Below are 15,820 nucleotides of genomic sequence, written 5' to 3'. Positions count from 1 at the left end.
CCCCCTTATTTTCACGGCGGACTTCAAGCCCAAAATACTGTTCAGGTTTAGTGAGTCACGGTCTTACCTGTCTTTGTCATCACTCTGGCCGCCATAGCAACCTTTCAGCATTCACCCTTTTGTTAAGAGTTCATTGTTTAATGGTATCAGCGATTAATATGGTCTGATACTGACGTGGTTCCTGTCATACTTACGGTCATGGGCGGTTATCGCCCATACTGTTCGTGCCAGCTTGTTTGCCATGGCGACGATTGCCACACTGGCTGGACGACGTTTTTTCAGTTCGGTTATCCACGGGCCAGGCTCTTTAGCTACTAATGCCACCGCTCTTGCACCGTGGATAAATAATGTCCTGAGATAAGTGTCACCACGTTTGCTTATCCCCAGCAGACGTACTTTCCCTCCGGAGCCAGTTTGTTTTGGAACCAGACCAACATATGCGGCGAACTCTCGCCCCGATTTAAACGCTGATGCTTCCCCCATGGTGGCCACCGCTGCCGTCGCAATAAGTGGTCCAACGCCAGGAATATCCAGCAACCGCTTACAGGTTTCATTCTGCCTCGCCACGCTGGTAAGCTGTTTTTCAATATCCTCTATCAGTGGGTGATGCTGCCAACTTACTGATTTAGTGTATGATGGTGTTTTTGAGGTGCTCCAGTGGCTTCTGTTTCTATCAGCTGTCCCTCCTGTTCAGCTACTGACGGGGTGGTGCGTAACGGCAAAAGCACTGCCGGACATCAGCGCTATCTCTGCTCTCACTGCCGTAAAACATGGCAACTGCAGTTCACTTACACCGCTTCTCAACCCGGTACGCACCAGAAAATCATTGATATGGCCATGAATGGCGTTGGATGCCGGGCAACTGCACGCATTATGGGCGTTGGCCTCAACACGATTTTACGTCACTTAAAAAACTCAGGCCGCAGTCGGTAACCTCGCGCATACAGCCGGGCAGTGACGTCATCGTCTGCGCGGAAATGGACGAACAGTGGGGCTATGTCGGGGCTAAATCGCGCCAGCGCTGGCTGTTTTACGCGTATGACAGTCTCCGGAAGACGGTTGTTGCGCACGTATTCGGTGAACGCACTATGGCGACGCTGGGGCGTCTTATGAGCCTGCTGTCACCCTTTGACGTGGTGATATGGATGACGGATGGCTGGCCGCTGTATGAATCCCGCCTGAAGGGAAAGCTGCACGTAATCAGCAAGCGATATACGCAGCGAATTGAGCGGCATAACCTGAATCTGAGGCAGCACCTGGCACGGCTGGGACGGAAGTCGCTGTCGTTCTCAAAATCGGTGGAGCTGCATGACAAAGTCATCGGGCATTATCTGAACATAAAACACTATCAATAAGTTGGAGTCATTACCCTATCAGTGAGTCCAGCTCATTCAGTCGGTTGTACTGGTTTTCCAGAACCATAATGAGATACGGTGGCAGTCTCTCTTTCATCCGTTCCAGTGCTTCGGGGAACTCCCGCTCCATCGCTGCCCGGCCTTTGTGGATGGTTTCACCAAACTCCAGTAACGTCCCGTGCAGGGCATTAATTTGTGCGGTCCGGAACTTCACCAGTTGCATGCGGGTACGGTGCAGAACCAGTACCGACTGCTGTTCTTCTGTTTTTACGGCGATTTCTTTACCCGGCTGCTGAACCGCCATCCAGATAGCCCGGGCATCCATCACATCATTCTTATTGCCCATGACGAATGCCTTAACGAAGCGGGCCTGCAACAACCGGACTTTATGACCAAGTTTTGTCAGTTCCCGTGCCCAGTGCTGAGAACCTCCACAGGCCTCCATACCAATCAGGCATGGCTCACGGTTGCCGAAGAACGTCAGAAAATCCTGTCTACGCAACTGTTTATCAACCACTTCACCTGTGTGCTCATTGATGAAGTGAATCTGAATGACATGTTTTGCGATATCAACGCCAACCGGTGTATATTTCATTTGTGGAGTCTCCAGTCTGAGGGAGCTTTATGCATCCCGTATTGGGCACTATGATGCCGGAAATCTGCGAGGCTCCACACCTGCCAGTTTCACCCTTTTAACCATCATACTGCTCCGTGTTTAATTGTGTGGGATGCGTTCATTACATTTTCAATGACCCGAATCTGATCCTCGGGCAGATTATTCTGCTGATCAGAGAAGCCATGCTGGCGCTGCTGCCGCTGATTAGCGGCGTGGTGCTGGTGGCGCTCATTTCTCCGGTCATGCTGGGGGGGCTGGTATTTAGCGGCAAATCCTTGCAGCCGAAGTTTTCCAAACTCAACCCGCTACCGGGCATTAAACGGATGTTCTCGGCACAGACTGGCGCGGAGTTGCTTAAGGCAATTTTGAAAACCATCCTGGTTGGCAGCGTGACGGGGTTTTATCTCTGGCATCACTGGCCGCAGATGATGCGCTTAATGGCCGAGTCTCCGACTACCGCCATGGGTAATGCGATGGATCTGGTTGGGCTATGCGCACTGCTGGTGGTGCTTGGTGTCATTCCAATGGTGGGATTTGACGTCTTTTTCCAAATCTTCAGCCACCTGAAAAAGCTGCGTATGTCGCGGCAGGATATTCGTGATGAGTTCAAACAAAGCGAAGGTGACCCTCATGTTAAAGGGCGGATCCGTCAGATGCAGCGAGCTGCTGCACGGCGTCGGATGATGGCCGATGTGCCGAAAGCTGATGTCATTGTCAATAACCCGACCCACTATTCGGTAGCGTTGCAGTATGACGAAAACAAAATGAGCGCACCGAAAGTGGTCGCTAAAGGTGCAGGGCTGGTCGCGCTGCGCATTCGTGAAATTGGCGCTGAAAATAACGTCCCGACGCTTGAAGCGCCGCCGCTGGCGCGAGCGCTGTATCGACATGCGGAGATTGGTCAACAAATCCCGGGTCAACTGTACGCCGCGGTGGCGGAAGTGCTGGCCTGGGTCTGGCAACTGAAACGCTGGCGTCTGGCTGGTGGACAGCGCCCTGTACAACCTACTCATCTTCCGGTGCCGGAAGCCCTGGATTTTATTAACGAGAAACCGACCCATGAGTAATCTGGCCGCGATGCTGCGCCTGCCCGCAAACCTGAAATCGACACAATGGCAGATCCTTGCCGGACCGATTTTGATCCTGTTGATCTTGTCGATGATGGTGCTGCCACTGCCCGCATTCATACTCGACCTGTTGTTTACCTTCAATATTGCCTTGTCGATCATGGTGTTGCTGGTGGCGATGTTTACCCAGCGCACGCTTGAGTTTGCTGCGTTTCCGACCATTCTGTTGTTTACTACGTTGTTGCGTCTGGCACTTAACGTGGCTTCAACCCGTATCATTTTGATGGAAGGGCATACCGGCGCGGCGGCGGCAGGGAAGGTGGTCGAAGCGTTCGGTCACTTCCTCGTTGGTGGCAATTTCGCTATCGGTATCGTGGTGTTTGTCATTCTCGTGATCATCAACTTTATGGTCATTACCAAAGGTGCCGGGCGTATCGCAGAAGTGGGTGCGCGCTTTGTTCTCGATGGTATGCCGGGTAAGCAGATGGCGATTGACGCCGACCTTAACGCTGGATTGATTGGTGAAGATGAGGCGAAAAAACGCCGCTCCGAAGTGACTCAGGAAGCCGATTTTTACGGCTCAATGGACGGGGCAAGTAAGTTTGTTCGCGGCGATGCCATCGCCGGGATCCTCATCATGGTCATTAACGTTGTCGGCGGGTTGCTGGTCGGCGTGCTGCAACATGGCATGAGCATGGGACACGCGGCGGAAAGTTATACGCTATTGACCATTGGCGACGGTCTGGTGGCACAAATTCCGGCGCTGGTGATTTCTACCGCCGCGGGGGTCATCGTTACGCGTGTCAGCACCGATCAGGATGTTGGCGAGCAGATGGTGAATCAGCTTTTCAGTAACCCAAGCGTTATGTTGTTAAGCGCCGCCGTGCTCGGTTTACTCGGCCTGGTGCCTGGAATGCCGAACCTGGTATTTTTGCTGTTCACTGCCGGATTGCTCGGGCTGGCCTGGTGGATACGCGGACGCGAACAAAAAGCGCCTGCCGAACCCAAACCGGTAAAAATGGCAGAGAATAATACCGTTGTCGAAGCGACGTGGAACGATGTACAACTGGAAGATTCTCTGGGAATGGAAGTGGGTTATCGACTGATCCCGATGGTCGATTTCCAGCAGGATGGTGAGTTGTTGGGCCGTATACGCAGTATCCGCAAGAAATTTGCCCAGGAGATGGGATTTCTGCCGCCAGTGGTGCACATTCGCGACAATATGGATCTGCAACCTGCCCGCTATCGCATTTTGATGAAAGGCGTGGAGATTGGCAGTGGTGATGCTTATCCGGGGCGCTGGCTGGCGATTAACCCTGGAACCGCTGCCGGGACGTTACCTGGTGAGGCGACCGTCGATCCGGCATTTGGCCTGAATGCTATCTGGATTGAAAGTGCGCTAAAAGAACAGGCGCAGATTCAGGGGTACACAGTGGTTGAGGCCAGCACGGTGGTAGCAACGCATCTTAACCACCTCATTAGCCAGCATGCCGCAGAGCTGTTTGGTCGTCAGGAGGCGCAACAGCTGTTGGATCGCGTCGCCCAGGAGATGCCAAAGCTGACGGAAGATCTCGTTCCTGGCGTCGTCACGCTCACCACACTGCATAAAGTGCTGCAAAATCTCCTCGATGAAAAAGTACCGATTCGCGATATGCGCACCATTCTCGAAACGCTGGCGGAACATGCGCCCATCCAAAGCGATCCACATGAATTAACCGCCGTCGTGCGCGTGGCGTTGGGACGGGCGATTACCCAGCAGTGGTTTCCTGGCAAAGATGAAGTCCATGTTATTGGCCTCGATACACCGCTGGAACGTTTGTTACTACAGGCGCTGCAGGGCGGGGGAGGACTGGAGCCAGGGCTGGCGGATCGTTTACTGGCGCAAACTCAGGAAGCGCTATCCCGTCAGGAGATGCTGGGCGCGCCGCCAGTATTGTTGGTGAACCACGCGCTGCGACCATTATTGTCTCGCTTCCTGCGCCGCAGCTTGCCGCAGTTAGTGGTCCTGTCGAATCTGGAACTGTCTGATAACCGACATATCCGCATGACGGCGACAATTGGCGGCAAATAATGAGAACCTTATTAGCAATATTATTGTTTCCGCTGCTGGTGCAAGCCGCCGGGGAGGGGATGTGGCAGGCAAGTAGTGTAGGAATTACGCTAAATCATCGCGGTGAGTCGATGTCGTCTGCGCCTCTTTCTACGCGACAACCTGCTTCAGGATTGATGACGCTGGTAGCGTGGCGTTATCAGCTTATCGGCCCGACACCTTCAGGACTGCGGGTTCGCTTGTGTTCGCAATCTCGTTGTGTCGAATTAGAGGGGCAGAGCGGAACCACCGTGGCCTTTTCCGGTATAGCGGCAGCAGAACCGTTGCGATTTATCTGGGAAGTGCCAGGCGGTGGGCGGTTAATTCCACCGCTAAAGGTACAACGTAATGAAGTGATTGTGAATTATCGCTGAAGGACAAAAAAATTACGCGCTCGCGAGTATGTTTAATAACTCAGTGAAAAAGGCTCGATGTCTTGTTGCAATTATTTATCAGGAATAGCTTGCAACAAAACATGCCAAAAAGATGTGAATTATCCTCTTGTCAAAGGGCTTGGATAAAAATCTTCAGAGTTACGGTATAGCTGCAACTGGCGAGTTCGCGTATTGGTCTGTATGATCATACATGAGAGCCATTCTGATTCAGAATAAGGGTCACTTAAATCCTGAACGTCCTCATTTGAAAGGATTAATTCACATTCTTTGTCCCTAAAATCCAGCCAGGCTCGCTGTGATTTTTTAAGCAAGTTAAGTTGTTCGGTATCAGGTTTTTTTACACCTGTGCGTGGCACTTGTTCTATATAACGATAAGCTTCACCATAGGCTTTATTTAATTGCGCATCGACGAGATTGTATTCTTGTCGCAGGCATGATTTGATCACGTTAATGTCAGTATCATCATCTGAATTTTTTTGCCAACAATCTTTGATGGCTGAAATGTCATGGTCGTTTTCTATAACCGTATCTTCTGCGTAAGCCTGGCAAGAGATAATGCCTAATGTTAATACAAGAAATTTAAACACTGCGGTATTCCTTAAATTCAACCGTTATCGTTTCCCTGGGGCCGGATATTACGCTTCTGGCCTCTTATCCAACAGTCAGAAAACAATGGCATGTCCATTTTCAGAATACATTTAGATGGCAATAAAAAAGCCTGATCAGGTAACCCTGATCAGGCTTTACTCTCACGAAAAATCGATTACATACGCTCTACTGTCTCAATACCCAGCGTATCCAGACCCAGCTTTAGCGTCTTCGCTGTCAGTTGTGCCAGTTTCAGACGGCTGTTACGCACTTCTTCGTTTTCTGCGCTGAGGATCGGGCAGTGCTCGTAGAAGCCAGAGAACAGACCAGCCAGATCGTACAGGTAAGCACACATCACATGCGGCGTGCCTTCACGGGCAACCACGGTGAGGGTTTCTTCAAACTGCAGCAGGCGAGCTGCCAGTTGCGCTTCACGATCTTCACGGATGATTACCGGAGCTGCAGCCAGTTGCTCTTCGTTAATTTCTGCCTTACGGAACACGGACAATACACGCGTGTAAGCATACTGCATGTATGGCGCGGTATTACCCTCAAACGCCAGCATGTTGTCCCAGTCGAAGATGTAGTCCGTGGTGCGGTTTTTGGAGAGATCCGCATATTTCACCGCACCAATACCAACCGCGTTAGCCAGTTTTTCCAGCTCGTCAGCTGGCATATCCGGGTTCTTTTCTGCCACCAGACGGCGTGCACGTTCCAGGGCTTCATCCAGCAGATCGGCCAGTTTCACTGTACCACCCGCGCGGGTTTTGAACGGTTTGCCGTCTTTACCCAGCATCATGCCGAACATGTGGTGTTCCAGCGGTACGGATTCCGGTACATAGCCTGCTTTACGGACGATCGCCCATGCCTGCATCAGGTGTTGATGCTGACGGGAGTCGATGTAATACAGCACGCGATCGGCATGCAGTGTTTCATAACGATATTTCGCACAGGCGATATCAGTGGTGGTGTAGAGATAGCCGCCATCTTTCTTCTGAATGATCACGCCCATCGGTTCGCCTTCCTTGTTTTTAAACTCATCAAGGAATACGACGGTCGCCCCTTCGCTTTCTACTGCCAGACCTTTGGCTTTGAGATCCGCCACAATTCCTGGCAGCATTGGGTTGTAGAGGCTTTCGCCCATCACGTCATCACGGGTCAGCGTCACGTTGAGACGATCGTAGGTGATCTGGTTCTGCGTCATGGTGATGTCGACCAGTTTGCGCCACATCTCGCGGAAATATTCGTCACCGCTTTGCAGTTTTACCACGTAGTTACGTGCACGCTCGGCAAACTCTTCATCTTCGTCGTAATGCTTTTTCGCATCGCGGTAGAAACCTTCAAGGTCAGCCAGCTCCATTTCATCACCGGCGTTTTCCTGCTGCTGCTTTTCCAGCCATGCAATCAGCATACCGAACTGAGTGCCCCAGTCGCCGACGTGGTTTGCGCGAATCACTTTGTGACCGAGGAACTCCAGAGTACGCACTGCTGCGTCACCAATAATGGTAGAGCGCAGGTGACCGACATGCATCTCTTTCGCCACGTTTGGCGCAGAGTAGTCAACCACAATGGTCTGTTTTTCTGGCGTAGAAACACCGAGACGATCGGACGCCAGCGCCTGCTGAACATGTTCAGCCAGGAATGCCGGATCAAGGAAAATGTTGATAAAGCCTGGACCGGCGATCTCAACTTTGCTGGCGATACCGTTAAGATCCAGATGAGTCAGCACCTGCTCTGCTAATTGTCGCGGTGTCATACCCAGTTTTTTAGCAACTGCCATCATGCCGTTAGCCTGATAGTCGCCGAACTGAACTTTTGCTGAATGACGAACCTGCGGTTCGCAATCCGCAGGCGCGCCTGCCGCAATCATGGCCTGACGGACTTTTTCTGAGAGAAGAGCCTGAATATTCACCGGAATACCTTACATTGATGAAGCGAGCAAAAATTGCCCGCACCAGTTAAAGAAATTAGGGCGGGAGTATACTGCAAATGGCTGTTTTCGTCAGCAACGTGCGCGTGGCGTATTGCCGTTTTCACTATTGCATCAGAAGCGGCGTGAAATCAGCGGTTGGTTGGCGCAGGGCAACAGGGTAAATTAACGCTTTTACTGAAAGACGAAGAGTGATTATGGCGAACTGGCAATCTATCGACGAGCTGCAGGATATTGCATCGGATTTACCGCGATTTACCCACGCATTAGATGAACTTTCCCTCCGTCTGGGGTTGAATATCACTCCGCTGACTGCCGATCACATTTCTTTGCGTTGCCATCAAAACGCCACTGCTGAACGCTGGCGTCGCGGGTTTGAACAGTGTGGCGAGCTTTTGTCAGAAAATATGATCAATGGCAGACCGATTTGTCTGTTTAAATTGCATGAACCGGTACAGGTTGCGCACTGGCAGTTTTCTATTGTGGAGCTACCGTGGCCCGGGGAAAAACGTTACCCACACGAAGGTTGGGAACATATTGAAATCGTTCTGCTGGGTGATCCAGAAACGCTGAATGCCCGTGCGCTGGCATTGCTTTCTGATGAAGGACTCAGCCTACCGGGGATCTCAGTTAAAACCAGTTCACCAAAAGGTGAGCATGAGCGATTACCGAATCCGACGCTGGCGGTCACCGATGGCAAAACAACTATTAAGTTTCATCCGTGGTCCATTGAAGAGATCGTTGCCAGCGAGCAGTCAGCGTAATTAAGGAGCAAAAATGGCATTACTGGAAATTTGCTGTTACAGCATGGAATGTGCACTAACGGCGCAGCAAAACGGCGCAGACAGAGTTGAATTATGCGCAGCCCCAAAAGAGGGGGGCTTAACGCCGTCGTTGGGGGTACTGAAATCCGTGCGCCAGCGGGTGACGATCCCTGTGCATCCGATAATTCGCCCACGCGGTGGTGATTTTTGCTACAGCGACGGTGAGTTTGCCGCCATTCTTGAGGATGTGCGCACGGTCCGCGAATTAGGTTTTCCTGGACTGGTGACGGGCGTTCTCGATGTTGACGGGAATGTCGATATGCCACGAATGGAAAAAATAATGGCTGCTGCCGGTCCGCTGGCAGTGACTTTTCATCGCGCCTTCGATATGTGCGCTAACCCTTTATATACACTCAATAATCTTGCGGAATTGGGCATTGCCCGGGTACTGACATCAGGGCAAAAATCAGACGCACTGCAAGGTTTATCAAAAATTATGGAACTTATTGCCCATCGTGATGCTCCAATCATTATGGCCGGAGCAGGAGTCCGTGCAGAAAACCTGCACCACTTCCTCGATGCCGGAGTGCTGGAAGTCCATAGCTCCGCGGGAGCGTGGCAAGCCTCACCGATGCGTTATCGTAATCAAGGATTGTCCATGTCATCAGATGAACACGCGGACGAGTATTCGCGTTATATCGTAGACGGGGCGGCGGTTGCTGAAATGAAAGGAATCATTGAACGCCATCAGGCCAAATGATTTTTACCGTTGCATCATGTCGCCCAATATGATGCTTGCTCGTACCAGGCCCCTGCAATTTCAACAGGGGCCTTTTTTTATCCCTGAGCAGTATAAAAAACGAACGATAACCGTGATCTGTTGAGCGGGTGACAGTGAACATAGCGTTGTGCTAATAATATTTTTTATATTCACATTGATTATGGGATTTAAATTGCTAAAACTGATAAATATATATTCTAAATAGCAACTGGGTTATTCCTTAGCAATTAATGATTACATTGTAATAAATCATATTCTTTATCGATTATTTCAGGCAGTGTTGTGCCGAGTTATGCAAGCGGTTAATTCGTTGTGTATTTAATTATACAATGATTTCGGTGTTCTGGAATTTATTTAGAGGAATCTATGCGAGGGAAAAAACGCATTGGGTTATTGTTTTTGCTGATAGCGGTTGTGGTTGGTGGCGGCGGGTTATTGCTGGCGCAAAAAGCCTTACATAAAACGTCGGATACAGCATTTTGCCTTTCCTGCCACTCGATGAGTAAACCTTTTGAGGAATATCAGGGAACTGTCCACTTTTCGAACCAGAAAGGGATACGTGCGGAATGTGCAGATTGCCATATTCCAAAGTCAGGGATGGATTATTTATTTGCTAAATTAAAAGCATCTAAAGATATTTATCATGAATTTGTTAGCGGCAAAATAGACAGTGACGATAAGTTCGAAACTCATCGCCAGGAAATGGCCGAAACAGTATGGAAAGAATTAAAAGCAACTGACTCTGCAACGTGCCGTAGTTGCCATTCTTTTGATGCCATGGATATTGCCTCGCAAAGTGAATCTGCGCAGAAAATGCATAACAAAGCACAAAAGGGCGGCGAAACCTGTATCGATTGTCATAAAGGCATTGCCCATTTTCCGCCAGAAATAAAAATGGATGACAACGCGGCGCATGAGCTGGAAAGTCAGGCCGCTACTTCAGTGACTAATGGCGCACATATTTATCCTTTCAAAACTTCTCGCATAGGCGAGCTGGCTACCGTGAATCCTGGTACCGATCTCACCGTCGTTGATGCCAGTGGCAAACAGCCGATCGTTCTGTTGCAGGGTTATCAAATGCAGGGCAGTGAAAACACGCTCTACCTGGCGGCAGGTCAACGGCTGGCGCTAGCCACATTAAGTGAAGAAGGTATCAAGGCGCTCACGGTAAACGGGGAATGGCAGGCTGACGAATACGGCAATCAATGGCGTCAGGCGTCTTTACAGGGTGCGCTTACCGATCCCGGATTAGCGGACCGTAAACCGCTATGGCAATACGCTGAAAAACTTGACGATACCTATTGCGCTGGTTGTCATGCCCCTATTGCCGCCGACCATTACACCGTCAATGCGTGGCCGTCCATTGCCAAAGGAATGGGGGCACGAACCAGCATGAGCGAAAACGAACTGGACATTTTAACGCGGTATTTCCAGTACAACGCCAAAGATATTACCGAGAAACAGTGATCCTCGTTGATCAGGGAGGAAGTTATGACATTAACAAGACGTGAATTTATTAAACACAGCGGTATTGCCGCTGGAGCGCTGGTGGTGACATCGGCAGCACCGCTCCCCGCATGGGCAGAAGAGAAGGACGGTAAAATCCTCACCGCGGGACGTTGGGGAGCGATGAACGTAGAAGTGAAGGACGGCAAGATTGTTTCTTCAACAGGCGCGCTGGCGAAAACCATACCGAATTCCTTACAGTCTACGGCGGCGGATCAGGTACACACCACGACGCGTATTCAGCATCCGATGGTGAGAAAAAGCTATCTCGATAATCCACTGCAACCGACGAAAGGTCGTGGCGAAGATACCTATGTACAGGTGAGCTGGGAACAAGCATTAAAACTGATTCATGAGCAACACGATCGCATTCGCAAAGCTAACGGACCATCGGCTATTTTTGCCGGATCATACGGCTGGCGCTCTTCTGGCGTGTTGCATAAAGCGCAAACCTTACTGCAACGTTATATGAACCTGGCGGGCGGTTATTCCGGGCATAGCGGCGATTATTCAACCGGGGCGGCACAGGTGATCATGCCGCATGTGGTCGGTTCTGTAGAGGTGTATGAACAGCAGACCTCCTGGCCGCTGATTCTGGAAAACAGCCAGGTTGTGGTGCTGTGGGGGATGAACCCGCTGAATACCTTAAAAATTGCCTGGAGCAGTACCGATGAGCAAGGGCTGGAATACTTCCATCAGCTGAAAAAATCTGGCAAACCAGTGATTGCCATTGATCCTATCCGCTCCGAAACCATCGACTTCTTTGGCGATAATGCCACCTGGATCGCGCCGAATATGGGCACCGACGTGGCACTGATGTTAGGGATTGCGCATACCCTGATGACACAAGGCAAACACGATAAAGTGTTCCTTGAAAAATACACTACCGGGTATCCGCAGTTTGAAGAGTATCTGAGAGGTAAGAGCGATAATACGCCGAAGAGCGCGGCCTGGGCGGCGGAAATTACTGGCGTACCGGAAGCGCAGATAGTCAAACTCGCTGAACTGATGGCGGCGAATCGCACAATGCTGATGGCAGGCTGGGGAATTCAGCGCCAGCAATATGGTGAACAGAAACACTGGATGCTGGTGACGCTGGCGGCGATGTTAGGGCAGATTGGTACACCGGGCGGCGGTTTTGGTTTCTCTTATCATTACTCCAATGGTGGCAACCCGACACGTGTTGGCGGCGTGCTGCCGGAAATGTCTGCGGCGATTGCCGGACAGGCCAGCGAGGCCGCTGATGATGGCGGAATGAGGGCGATTCCTGTTGCCCGTATCGTCGATGCGCTGGAAAATCCTGGCGGCAAATATCAGCATAACGGTAAAGAGCAAACGTATCCGAATATCAAAATGATCTGGTGGGCGGGTGGCGGTAACTTTACCCATCACCAGGATACTAATCGTCTGATTAAAGCATGGCAGAAACCGGAGATGATCGTCGTTTCTGAATGCTACTGGACCGCAGCTGCTAAACACGCAGATATCGTATTACCGATCACCACATCGTTTGAGCGCAATGACTTGACGATGACCGGTGATTACAGCAACCAGCATATTGTGCCGATGAAGCAGGCTGTTGCTCCGCAATTTGAAGCGCGAAACGATTTTGATGTGTTTGCCGATCTTGCGGAATTACTCAAACCTGGCGGAAAAGAGATCTATACCGAAGGTAAAGATGAAATGGCGTGGCTGAAATTTTTCTATGATGCCGCTCAGAAAGGGGCCCGTGCGCAACGCGTCACTATGCCAATGTTTAATGCCTTCTGGCAGCAAAATAAACTGATCGAAATGCGCCGCAGCGAGAAGAACGAACAGTACGTTCGTTATGGTGATTTCCGCGCCGATCCGGTGAAAAATGCGCTGGGTACGCCAAGTGGCAAAATTGAGATTTACTCCAAAACGCTGGAAAAATTTGGCTATAAGGATTGCCCGGCACACCCAACCTGGCTTGCGCCTGATGAGTGGAAGGGTACCGCCGACGAGAAGCAGTTGCAGCTTCTGACCGCACATCCGGCACACCGTTTACACAGTCAGCTTAACTATGCGGAACTGCGTAAAAAATATGCGGTTGCCGATCGTGAACCGATCACTATTCACACCGAAGATGCTGCTCGATTTGGTATTGCGAATGGCGATCTGGTGCGTGTCTGGAACAAACGTGGTCAGATTTTGACAGGCGCGGTGGTGACTGACGGGATCAAAAAAGGCGTGGTATGCGTGCATGAAGGTGCATGGCCAGATCTGGAAAACGGCTTGTGTAAAAACGGCAGTGCGAACGTGTTAACGGCGGATATCCCCAGCTCGCAGCTGGCAAATGCCTGTGCCGGTAACTCTGCGCTGGTGTATATCGAAAAATATACGGGTAACGCACCGAAGTTAACGGCATTTGATAAGCCTGCTGTTCAGGCGTAAGAAGTGAATAGCGCCCGGAAACGGGCGCTGAGGTTATGCAAACGTAAAACTGCCTGATGCGCTATGCTTATCAGGCCTACATAGTCCCTGCAATAGATTGAATTAGCAAGGGTTTGTAGGCCGGATAAGGCATTCACGCCGCATCCGGCAGTAATACCAGACCTTTACGGCTTGCGCGCAATCAGCACCGCGCGTTTAGGCGCAGGATAACCTTCAACTGTCTTACTCGGATCATGTGGGTCGAGGAAATCGGACAGAGATTCGGTAACCATCCATTCAGTGCGTCGCTGCTCTTCAGTAGTGGTAACGCACACATCCACAATGCGGATATCTACAAAACCACACTTCTTCAGCCAGTTTTTCAGCGCCAGCGCGGAAGGGATGAAATAGACATTACGCATTTGCGCGTAACGATCGCCTGGTACCAGCACCGTGTTCTCATCGCCATCAATAACCAGCGTTTCCAGCACCAGTTCACCCTCATTCACCAGTTGATCTTTCAACTGCCAGAGATGCTCCAGCGGCGAACGGCGATGGTAAAGCACGCCCATCGAAAAGACGGTATCAAAGGCTTTCAGTGCCGGAAGCTGTTCAATACCTAACGGTAACAAATGTGCGCGCTGATCGTTACCCAGTAGTTTACGCACCGCTTCAAACTGGCACAGAAACAGTTGCGTAGGGTCGATCCCCACCGCGAGGTGCGCGCCTGCGCCAATCATGCGCCACATGTGATAACCGCTGCCGCAGCCGACATCCAGAATGGTGCGTCCGGTTAAATCAGAAAGATGGGGCAGAACACGATCCCATTTCCAGTCGGAACGCCATTCGGTATCGATGTTGACGCCATACAGTGAGAACGGCCCTTTGCGCCATGGCATCAGGTTCCGCATAAGCGTTTCAATGCGTTTAATTTGCCCGGTGCTCAGTGGCTCTTCGCTTTCGGCGGTTACGCTATGCAATAAATCCAGACGATACGGTTTAATTTCAGGCAGAAATTCCACCGCGTTGGACCACTGCTTAAACAGCCCGTGCTGCTGCTCGCGCTGCCAGTTAGCAATCTGCGCGGGCAGCGTTTCGAGCCAGTGTGAAAGATGATTTTTGGCAATCAGAGAATAAAAGTTACCAAAGTCGATCATGCAGCGTCCTCTGCTTTTAATGCCACCAGTGAACCAAAGTTAAAGCACTGGAACCACAGCTCGCTATGCTCAAAACCGGCTTTATGCAGGCGTGCTTTATGGGTTTCCACGGAATCGGTCAGCATCACGTTTTCCAGCATGCTGCGCTTCTGGCTGATCTCCAGTTCGCTGTAACCGTTGGCACGTTTAAAGTCGTGGTGCATGTTGAACAACAGTTCACCAACTTTGGCATCTTCGAAACTGAATTTTTCCGAAAGCACCAGCGCGCCGCCCGGGTTCAGTCCTTGATAAATTTTATCCAGTAATGCCTGGCGCTCGGAAGGTTCCAGGAATTGCAGGGTAAAATTCAGCACCACCATCGATGCGTTTTCAATGGCGATATCGCGAATATCACCTTCAATGACGTCTACTGGCGTAGGGGCTTTATAGGCGTCAATATGACGACTGCAGCGTTCAATCATCGCCGGGGAGTTGTCGATGGCAATAATTTTGCAATTATCATGATGAATGTTGCGACGCACCGAGAGCGTCGCCGCGCCCAGAGAACAACCCAGATCGTAAACCTGCGTACCAGGTTGAACGAAGCGCTCGGCTAACATACCAATCATGGAAATAATATTGGAATAGCCGGGAACGGAACGCTGGATCATATCCGGGAAGACTTCAGCTACCCGTTCATCAAAGGTCCAGTCGCCCAGTCTGGCGATAGGGGCAGAAAATAGCGTGTCGCGGTGAGACATAACGTAAAAATCCGGGAAAAAGAAAGTGGCGTATTGTGCGCTAACGCAGGGAGAAAACCAACTCCCAGGGCATATACCAAAGATTCGCCAGCACCATCAGCAACAGCGCACACCAGGTGGCGCTCATGCCGGAACGTCGCCAGCGAAACAGACGGTGATGAAAACCGTAATAATGCATCAGACGACCAGCAAGCAAAACGATGCCGCAAATATGCACCATCCAGGTTTCTGCGCCATTCATTTCCATAAACAGCATCAGCACAATCGCGATGGGAATATATTCCACCGCGTTACCATGAATGCGAATAGCGCTTTGCAGTTCGCTAAAACCACCGTCACCATAGGCAACGCGGTACTGCATTCGCAGGCGAACGACATCAAAAGAGAACTTCATTAATAACAACGCACTTAAAACGGCATATAGCGCGCTTACCATAC

Annotated in this window: 13 protein-coding genes and 3 pseudogenes; 9 read left to right on the top strand and 7 right to left on the bottom strand. The window is 50.8% G+C overall.

The annotated features are described in order from the left end of the window. Positions 1-153: 153 nt before the first annotated feature. Positions 154-600 (bottom strand): annotated as a pseudogene (locus tag C1P89_RS09200) (IS110-like element ISEc11 family transposase); the annotation flags it as partial. Between the two features lie 57 nt (positions 601-657). Between C1P89_RS09200 and C1P89_RS09195 the strand changes: the two are divergent. Continuing rightward, positions 658-1,355, top strand: a protein-coding gene (locus C1P89_RS09195) for an IS1-like element IS1A family transposase (protein WP_094096600.1) whose coding sequence is annotated in 2 segments (ribosomal slippage) — positions 658-907 and positions 907-1,355 — 699 coding nt in all. Because the reading frame shifts where the segments join, the coding sequence is not laid out codon by codon here. Between the two features lie 16 nt (positions 1,356-1,371). Here the strand turns inward: C1P89_RS09195 and C1P89_RS09190 are convergent. Beyond that, positions 1,372-1,950: pseudogene (locus tag C1P89_RS09190) on the bottom strand (IS110-like element ISEc11 family transposase); the annotation flags it as partial. 140 nt (positions 1,951-2,090) lie between these two features. Here C1P89_RS09190 and flhB point away from each other — a divergent pair. The 3 genes and pseudogenes from flhB to flhE form a co-directional block, all read left to right on the top strand. After that, positions 2,091-3,038: pseudogene (gene flhB, locus C1P89_RS09185) on the top strand (flagellar biosynthesis protein FlhB); the annotation flags it as partial. Then, complete coding sequence (gene flhA, locus C1P89_RS09180; protein ID WP_000066983.1) at positions 3,031-5,109, top strand: flagellar biosynthesis protein FlhA; 2,079 nt, start codon at positions 3,031-3,033, stop codon at positions 5,107-5,109. The pseudogene flhB and the gene flhA, both read left to right, overlap by 8 nt. After that, complete coding sequence (gene flhE, locus C1P89_RS09175) at positions 5,109-5,501, top strand: flagellar protein FlhE (protein ID WP_001259583.1); 393 nt, start codon at positions 5,109-5,111, stop codon at positions 5,499-5,501. Before flhA ends, flhE begins: the two co-directional genes overlap by 1 nt. Before the next feature lie 119 nt (positions 5,502-5,620). Here flhE and C1P89_RS09170 read toward each other — a convergent pair whose 3' ends face one another. Further along, positions 5,621-6,109 (bottom strand): lysozyme inhibitor LprI family protein, encoded by a 489-nt coding sequence (locus C1P89_RS09170; protein ID WP_005142225.1) that lies wholly within the window; start codon positions 6,107-6,109, stop codon positions 5,621-5,623. 90 nt (positions 6,110-6,199) lie between these two features. Between C1P89_RS09170 and yecV the strand changes: the two genes are divergently transcribed. Continuing rightward, on the top strand, positions 6,200-6,244 hold the full coding sequence (gene yecV, locus C1P89_RS25915) for a protein YecV (RefSeq protein WP_211180499.1): 45 nt from the start codon (positions 6,200-6,202) through the stop codon (positions 6,242-6,244). Between the two features lie 41 nt (positions 6,245-6,285). Here yecV and argS read toward each other — a convergent pair whose 3' ends face one another. Continuing rightward, positions 6,286-8,022: an arginine--tRNA ligase gene (gene argS / locus C1P89_RS09165; RefSeq protein WP_001025298.1), complete on the bottom strand. Its 1,737-nt coding sequence runs from the start codon at positions 8,020-8,022 to the stop codon at positions 6,286-6,288. A gap of 215 nt (positions 8,023-8,237) precedes the next feature. Between argS and C1P89_RS09160 the strand changes: the two genes are divergently transcribed. From C1P89_RS09160 to torZ, 4 genes are all read left to right on the top strand, one after another. Further along, positions 8,238-8,804 carry a VOC family protein gene (locus tag C1P89_RS09160; protein ID WP_005140097.1) on the top strand — a complete coding sequence of 189 codons (567 nt, stop codon included), beginning with the start codon at positions 8,238-8,240 and terminating at the stop codon, positions 8,802-8,804. Between the two features lie 13 nt (positions 8,805-8,817). After that, positions 8,818-9,564, top strand: a complete 747-nt coding sequence (cutC, locus tag C1P89_RS09155) for a copper homeostasis protein CutC (RefSeq protein WP_001185741.1) — start codon at positions 8,818-8,820, stop codon at positions 9,562-9,564. Positions 9,565-9,951: 387 nt separating this feature from the next. Beyond that, positions 9,952-11,052 (top strand): NapC/NirT family cytochrome c, encoded by a 1,101-nt coding sequence (locus C1P89_RS09150; RefSeq protein WP_001214309.1) that lies wholly within the window; start codon positions 9,952-9,954, stop codon positions 11,050-11,052. A gap of 24 nt (positions 11,053-11,076) precedes the next feature. Next, entirely contained in the window at positions 11,077-13,506 is a 2,430-nt protein-coding gene (gene torZ / locus C1P89_RS09145; protein WP_000176753.1) for a trimethylamine N-oxide reductase TorZ, read from the top strand. Positions 13,507-13,670: 164 nt separating this feature from the next. On the opposite strand, the gene cmoB is transcribed toward torZ, so the two are convergent. From cmoB to C1P89_RS09130, 3 genes are read right to left on the bottom strand one after another with little or no spacing between them, the layout of a single operon-like run. Beyond that, the gene (gene cmoB / locus C1P89_RS09140; RefSeq protein WP_000564745.1) at positions 13,671-14,642 is read right to left on the bottom strand and encodes a tRNA 5-methoxyuridine(34)/uridine 5-oxyacetic acid(34) synthase CmoB; all 972 of its coding nucleotides are present in this window, start codon (positions 14,640-14,642) and stop codon (positions 13,671-13,673) included. Then, positions 14,639-15,382: a carboxy-S-adenosyl-L-methionine synthase CmoA gene (gene cmoA, locus C1P89_RS09135; protein WP_000019601.1), complete on the bottom strand. Its 744-nt coding sequence runs from the start codon at positions 15,380-15,382 to the stop codon at positions 14,639-14,641. Before cmoA ends, cmoB begins: the two co-directional genes overlap by 4 nt. A gap of 40 nt (positions 15,383-15,422) precedes the next feature. Further along, positions 15,423-15,818: an MAPEG family protein gene (locus C1P89_RS09130; protein ID WP_000252980.1), complete on the bottom strand. Its 396-nt coding sequence runs from the start codon at positions 15,816-15,818 to the stop codon at positions 15,423-15,425. Between the last annotated feature and the right edge of the window lie 2 nt (positions 15,819-15,820).

It is taken from the genome of Shigella sonnei (genome assembly GCF_002950395.1).
Classification (GTDB): Bacteria; Pseudomonadota; Gammaproteobacteria; order Enterobacterales; family Enterobacteriaceae; genus ECMA0423.
This window is presented reverse-complemented; position numbering and strand designations above follow the sequence as displayed.

Coding starts and splice junctions, on each gene's coding strand:
- C1P89_RS09150 (WP_001214309.1), top strand. CDS start 9,952: ATGCGAGGGAAAAAACGCATTGGGTTATTGTTTTTGCTGATAGCGGTT.
- cmoB (WP_000564745.1), bottom strand. CDS start 14,642: ATGATCGACTTTGGTAACTTTTATTCTCTGATTGCCAAAAATCATCTT.
- flhE (WP_001259583.1), top strand. CDS start 5,109: ATGAGAACCTTATTAGCAATATTATTGTTTCCGCTGCTGGTGCAAGCC.
- C1P89_RS09160 (WP_005140097.1), top strand. CDS start 8,238: ATGGCGAACTGGCAATCTATCGACGAGCTGCAGGATATTGCATCGGAT.
- flhA (WP_000066983.1), top strand. CDS start 3,031: ATGAGTAATCTGGCCGCGATGCTGCGCCTGCCCGCAAACCTGAAATCG.
- C1P89_RS09130 (WP_000252980.1), bottom strand. CDS start 15,818: ATGGTAAGCGCGCTATATGCCGTTTTAAGTGCGTTGTTATTAATGAAG.
- cmoA (WP_000019601.1), bottom strand. CDS start 15,382: ATGTCTCACCGCGACACGCTATTTTCTGCCCCTATCGCCAGACTGGGC.
- cutC (WP_001185741.1), top strand. CDS start 8,818: ATGGCATTACTGGAAATTTGCTGTTACAGCATGGAATGTGCACTAACG.
- torZ (WP_000176753.1), top strand. CDS start 11,077: ATGACATTAACAAGACGTGAATTTATTAAACACAGCGGTATTGCCGCT.